We start from the raw sequence: 6,503 nt of genomic DNA, 5'->3' as shown, positions 1-6,503 counted from the left end.
TCACCACGCCAACGACCAGGGGCCCTGCCTCGTCACCACCCTCGCTGACCAGCCCATTTCACCCTCCAGCACAGGATGAAAGAGGCTCACTGAGCTCCTTCAGCTGTCACTCCAGAAGGTGAGCTGCCCTCTGAGGTTGACTGTTCTCTGACCTGCAGTAGGACTTGGCTCTTGCAGACGCAGCCGACACCCGATCGGTGGCCGTTCTGAAGAAGCTCATTGAGTTGGCGGCGGCGGAGCCAGAACCGGTTGGATGTAGCGGGCATCCAACCGGTTGGGAGCGTGGTGGCGGAGCGGGGCAAGGTTCGGAGGCTGACCGATCAGGAGGGCCAGCAGCTGCAGCGGATCGTGCGTCGGGGCAGTACGAGCACGGTGCGCTACCGGCGGGCGATGATGCTGCTGGCCTCGGCCGGCGACAACCGGGTGCCGGTGATCGCCCAACTGGTTCAGGCAGACGGAGGACATGGTGCGGGACGTGATCGGGGGCTTCCCCTTGATCGTGGACACCAGTTGCTATGCGGCGGCGCCCTTCGTAACTGATTTCCGCTCGAAGGCGATCGGGCTGATCTGACCGATGCTGGAGTGCCAACGGAGGCCATGGAAAGTTGACGATGAGCCCTGGGCAGTGATCGAGCCACTCCTATCGAGGATGGAGCGTCGGGCTCGTCATCCGGGCCGGAAGCGGCATCCGGATCGGCTGGTGTTCCAGGACATCTATTCGTCTTGCATACCGGAATCGCGTGGGAACACCTCCTGCAGGAACTCGGTTTTCGGATCGGGTATGACCTGCTGGCGGCGCCTGGCCGAGTGGACCGAAGCCGGCGTCTGACCGTGGCTGCGCGAGCCCCTTCTGATCGATATGCAGACCCTGCCGCGTGGCTTCGCCTGGGGCAGGAGGTCGGCAGAGAGCTTCCCACGGACTACAAGGCGATCGTTGACGCCTACGCGCCCGTTCAACTCAATGGCCATCTTTATCTCTCGTCTCATCCAGCTTGCACAGGAAGGGAGTTGGGCGAGGAGATCCGGTCGACATCGAGAGTCTGGACGGAGAGCCTGTGGGAGTTCTACGACCTGGTACCCGCCGAGGACCCCGTGTGATCTGCAACCGCTCGCAGATCACCTTCGGCACCTCTGACGGCTTCATCCCACTTGCCAGCACGGACCAGGGAGCCGCCATCTTCCTCGCCCAGAAGTCCACGGACTTTCCGACGGTGTGGTGGCGCAGGGGGCAGAGGGGGAATGGGCCGGCCACCCCATGGTCTTCACCGAGTGGCTGTACCGCTATCTGATCGGCGAGGAGATGGCCGGCTGGGACAGCGCGACCTTCTACCCCGGCCCCGTCTGGTTGGAGTACCTGTCCACAGGACCGGGGGAACGCATCCGCGAGGCGTACGGCTCAGCACGTGGCATGTGAGGTCCGCACCAAGCGAGACGACTTCTTACACGGAATTTACGGCCTTATGGGCGTTTCACTCTGCAGGTCGCGGGCCATGTTGGTGAGGGCAAGGGCGTGCGTGATCAGAGTCATTGCTCTTGTCTCATCCCCGGGCTTGGCACGTTGGCGCAGGGAGACTGCTAGCTCTCGCGCACTAGCTGCCGCGAACGGCCAGAGCCCGGCTTCCTCGTTGCGCTGCATAGCATCGCCCAATTGGCTCACGGCTGTGCCCAGGTCTCCGTACGCCCTGGCCAGGATCCCGATGTAGTGGCCAGTGAAGCCTGCGAGGGTGACGCCCGTGCCGCCGATCGCGATCCGATCGGCATAGGGGGCTAGTAGTTGGGAGAGGTCGCGTGCGAGGTTCGCCGGCGCGAGTGCAGACCACAGCTCCGCGCGAATTGCCATGTGAGCCAACCACATGAAGTCTTCGGGCAGGTCGGGCTGTTCTTGCCACGGGCCAAGTACGGCCCGGGCTTGGCTGGTGTGACCAGCTTGAAGCAGCGCAAGTGCCCGCCACTCGTGCAACTGGACGAGGCCTGTGCTGGAGGCTGCGTGCGCAAGCACTGGCTCAATCCTGGGGAGCGTCTTCTGTGTCAGTTGCAGGGTCGCCTCGAGCATGAGCGGGACCTCGGCGAATCCAGGAACTGTCGTGTTCCGGTGGAATTCGCGCGCATCCGAAATCAGCTGTTCTGCCCTGGCGAACTCGCCGCGGGCAGCAGCCACCGCGGCATCGGCCCAGCGCAGCGCTACCGAAACTGGGATGATGGCATGCGCTTCTGCCAGGTCACGCGCCTTCTGGTAATCCCGCAGCCCAGCGCTGAGGTTGCCTTGTTCGATCAGATCGCGACCGCGGAACACCAATGCGTGGGCAAGTGAAATGTCGTCGGTGTGAGACGCGATGTCGACGAGTTCTCGGGACGTTGCCAGCCGTTCGGAAAGGAGTGGTGGGCGCTCATAGGCTACGTGTCGAAGTTCCAGTACACGCGCGAGGTCCGCTCTGCTGCCGTGGGACCGAGCAAGTCTGATCGCTTCGGTCGACAGCGTGACGGCACGTTCGGTGCTGTCCGGGGCGTAGTAGATCTCGGCTGCCAGAGCTGCCATCAGGTGCGCCCGTGTTGCCTGCTGGTTGGTGGGGAGTTCTTGGAGTAGGCGCTCAAACAGCGCGACACCAGCATGGTCGACCACCTGGTACTCCCGCCAGCTCCAGAGTGCGCCTGCAGTCGTTGTGATAGCTGCCTCGGCAGCGGCGACCATGTCATCGGTCGTAAGCGCGACATCAGCAGCCTCGAGGGCAGCCTGCCACGCTTCTTGCTCAAGGCCAGCGCGTTTCCGAGCCAACGCAAGGCCGACGAGGAGGCTGTATCGATCAGAGGGAGTTGCAGATTTATCAAACGCCAGTGCCGACAACGCGGATTCCTGAAGGCGTAGCGCCTCGGCGGGAGCGCTTCGGCGTGCAGCCAACACCGACGCTTGGGCTGCATAAGTCCAGCCTTCACGTGCATGCGCGGTGCCGGCCTTCCCATAGTGGTAGGCGAGTTCTGCCGTACGTGCCTCGAGTGTTGCGGCATGCAGGGTCTCGATCTCTCTGGCGATTGAGGCATGCAGGTGGTTCAGACGCTGAGGGAGCAACTGGGCATAGACCGCTTCGCGGACAAGTGCGTGAGCGAAGCGATGCTTCGCTCCTTCCTGGACGATCAGTCCGGCACTGAGCGCTGTCTCGGTAGCAATGGCTGCCGCTTCTGCGCCCAGCCCCGAAGCGGCTTCTACTAGACGCCTCTCGAACATACGGCCGCAAGCCGCGGCAGTTGACAGCAATGTCGCGACGTCCTTAGGTAGTCGGGAAATGCGCTGGCGCACGACGTCCCGGACCCCGTCTGGGACGCGTAGTGCAGCTATCCCGGGCTCGCTGAGGTGACCCTGGTCTGCCACAAGCCGTACTAGTTCACCGAGGAAAAAGGGGTTGCCGCTAGTTCGTTGCCACAGCGCGCCAGCCATGTCATCCGAGATCTCGACTCCGTACAGCTGCCGTGCATAAGCGCTGACGTCCTGCTGGTTGAGCCCTCGTAGGGGGATTCGGAACACGTCTGTGCGTGAGAGATCGGCCAGCGCATCGTCTAGTGGCTGGGTGCGGTCGAATTCCGCGTCGCGGCATGTCAGGAGTACCACAGCAGGAAGCCTGTGCAGCATCGTGGCGAGCCGGCCGAGGAGGCGGAGGGTATCCCCATCTGCCCAGTGCACATCGTCGAGCACGAGCAGGTGGGGGCCGCTCTCTCGCAAGAGCGTGCCTACGGCCTCGGCCAAGCGGAATGTTGCTGTGTCGATGTCGATGCCTGTTGTGTCCGCGGAGAGGTTCGGGGACTCAGCCAGTAGTACTTTCAAGGACGGGAGTCGAGCCGCCGCGTCTGAGAGGTGGGGCAGTGATCCCAAAGCTTGTGTCCATGACCACAAGGCAGGAGCGCCTGATGACTCCTCACACCGTCCCCAACCCGTGCGGATACCCATCGCTTCCGCGGTCGCGGTCAGCGTACGCGCCAGACGTGTTTTCCCGATGCCTGGCTCGCCAGTCACTAGTACTGCTGTTCCGTGGCCGGCCGCGGCGTCGATGAGAAGACTCGTCAATTGCGCTAGCCAGTCATCTCGCCCTACCAAGCTGGTCCTGGCCATAGTGGGGCTACCGCTCGACACGGCGCTGACAGGTACGGTGTTGAGTGCATGGCTAGCTTCCAGCGATGGCTCATGATTCAGTACGGCCTTCTCCAACTGCCGCAGTTCCGGTCCGGGTTCGACGCCGAGTTCGTCAGCCAGAATCCGTCTTGCCCGCCGCAAGGCCTCGAGCGCTTCAGCCTGACGCTGCGATCTGTAGAGGGCTAGCACAAGCAGGCCCCAGCAGGTTTCTCGCAGGGGATGGACGGCAACTAGCTGCTCAGTCTCACCGACGATCTGAGCGTGAAAGCCCAGGGCCAGTTCGGCGCGGAGGCGGTCCTCGGTCGCGAGCATTCGGACTTCGTTGAGGCGGGCGGCTTCAGCGGCCAACCCCGGAGCAACCGCAACCACGTCGGCGTACGGTTCTCCTCGCCAGAGGCTGGCCGCAGCGCGTAGCAGCTCCCTTGCCCGCGAAGGGTCGGTGAGAAGAGCTTCCTGCGCCGTTGCTGTCAGCTTCTCAAACTCTGTGCAATCGACTGCCAGGGCCGAAAGGGCATACCCAGACGGTCTGGTGGTCAGCACCCGGGCCGGCGCGCGCGCCGGCCGGTCCGGCTCGAGCACTTTTCTGAGGTTCGCCACGTATGTTTGTAGTGAGGTCAGTACTTTGGGTGGGGGCGAGTCACCCCAAAGCTCGTCGATGAGGTGGGTGACCGGGACTGGCCTGCCCCCAGCAGCGATGAGCAAACCGAGGAGTGCTCGCTGCTTCGGGCCACCAATTTGGATCAGGCCGCCGTCAGCGTCGAGCACCTCGACTGGTCCCAACACCTGATATCGCACCCAGTCACGTTAACCGGTCAGGCCTAACTCTTCCAAGCCCACGGGGCTGGTTCCAGGAGCACCGATGCACTTTACAGGGTAGAAATTTCCTTGCATGTCAGTCGCCAAGTATCTGGCTTCAGCAGACTTTCAGTACCGGCTCTGTGTAGGCTCCGGGAGATGGTTGGACATGTCCATGACTAATACCTCTTCGAGTTCGGCAACAATGGCTACCAGGCTTACAGGATCCCAAATCAACCCCCCGTGACTCGTTTCGACCTCACACGTCCGAGCGGCAGGATCCAAACAGCTTTGCCAATCAACTACGCCGTCAATACGTGAGTACACGCTTAGATATCTCAGCCCGTCTGGGAAGGACGACTTAAGGTCAGTTCTTAGCTGACTGCAGCATGCCCCCCAAAGGCACCCTGGGCGCATCAGTCCAGGGACTCCCAATGCCCCGGCGATTCCCATCGCCGCTACCTGAATCTTCAGTAGCGGGTGGACGGCGAGGAGACGGGTGAGAGGGCTGCCGAGCGTAATCAGAGCGCGCATCATTTCTGGCCGACGTACAGCAACAGCTCTTGCAAACTGACCGCCGCGACTATGTGCAATGACCACCGCACGCTGTGATGTCGAGTCGACCAGTCTAGCCAAGCCCCGCTCGACAGCCTTCGCCGTCTGATCACCGCAGCCGACCCCTAGTCGGGTGGAAGCGATGACTACGCGACAGTTCAAGCGAACCAGCAAGTCCTGCAACGGGGAGAGTAGTTGACTGGTGCTCCCCATGCCTCCGACAAGCAGTACTGGCAAACCTTCAGCATCGAACGGCGGATTCTGCCAGACCGAGTGATTTCGAACGGCTTGCCGTTGCCCAATTGCCTGCGCCTCATGCCACAGAGGCAACCGTGCACGTTGGGCTGCCTGCTTCACAGAGATTGACATGCCACTCTCCCTTCGGCTGCCAGCGATGCCCTTGCTGGGCCACTATTACGGCTATGGACGCCCGACCTCACACGCTGCTAACTCAACCTCGTCTGAGAACGGAGATGTTGTGTCGCAATCTGCGGTAGAAGAGCAGGAACATCAGCCTCGGAACCTGGTTGCCCCCGGACTCTCCCAGTCTCTCTGGTGCCAGAATGAGACTCCTGAGTAGCGGATACCCAACATTCCATTCAAAAAGATCTCGGAGCGCTGGATTTAACGCGAGCGACCTCAGGCCAAATCAACGGACGTACGATAAGTCATACACATCAAATGCTCGATGCATAGAATTAACGTAGGTTATTTACAGGTGGATCTCTTGTATTTTGGAGACCTGCATTGCTGAACTCGATCTCTCGAGGCGGGTGAAGCATCGATTTTCGGTGCTTCACCATGTAGAGGAAGTGAGCTAGAGCGTTGTCCACCACCTGCTGCTACTACGGGATCAGCAGTAAGAGGTCCTACTGAGGTTGAACTCGTGATGTCGCTGCGTCGTTCAGGCGGGTCTGATGGTCAGGCCGGTCTCGGTAAGGCAGCCGTCTATGAGGTGGCTGCGGTACTGGATGTGGCGGAGGCCGCGTCGGATGGTCTGGACGAGGTGTTCGGGGGTGCTGAAGGCGACGTT

Annotated in this window: 2 protein-coding genes and 4 pseudogenes; 4 read left to right on the top strand and 2 right to left on the bottom strand. The window is 61.7% G+C overall.

Features of this window, described 5'->3' with window-relative positions:
* Window positions 1-285: 285 nt before the first annotated feature.
* The 4 genes and pseudogenes from ACFWUY_RS40230 to ACFWUY_RS40215 form a co-directional block, all read left to right on the top strand.
* A pseudogene (locus tag ACFWUY_RS40230) lies at window positions 286-490 on the top strand (IS630 family transposase); the annotation flags it as partial.
* An 84-nt stretch (window positions 491-574) separates the two neighbouring features.
* Window positions 575-766, top strand: a pseudogene (locus ACFWUY_RS40225) (hypothetical protein); the annotation flags it as partial.
* Window positions 709-826, top strand: a pseudogene (locus ACFWUY_RS40220) (transposase); the annotation flags it as partial. The pseudogenes ACFWUY_RS40225 and ACFWUY_RS40220, both read left to right, overlap by 58 nt.
* Before the next feature lie 429 nt (window positions 827-1,255).
* A complete protein-coding gene (locus ACFWUY_RS40215) occupies window positions 1,256-1,414 on the top strand; it encodes a hypothetical protein (protein ID WP_384121698.1) in 159 nt (52 codons plus the stop codon).
* A 36-nt stretch (window positions 1,415-1,450) separates the two neighbouring features.
* Here the strand turns inward: ACFWUY_RS40215 and ACFWUY_RS40210 are convergent, their stop codons facing one another.
* A complete protein-coding gene (locus tag ACFWUY_RS40210; protein ID WP_384121697.1) occupies window positions 1,451-4,915 on the bottom strand; it encodes a BTAD domain-containing putative transcriptional regulator in 3,465 nt (1,154 codons plus the stop codon).
* A 1,459-nt stretch (window positions 4,916-6,374) separates the two neighbouring features.
* A pseudogene (locus ACFWUY_RS40205) lies at window positions 6,375-6,503 on the bottom strand (IS630 family transposase); the annotation flags it as partial.

This window comes from Streptomyces sp. NPDC058664, from assembly GCF_042716635.1.
In the GTDB taxonomy this organism is placed as follows: Bacteria; Actinomycetota; Actinomycetes; order Streptomycetales; family Streptomycetaceae; genus Streptomyces.
The sequence above is the reverse complement of the archived record's forward strand: the minus strand, read 5'-3'. Positions and strand labels throughout refer to the sequence as shown.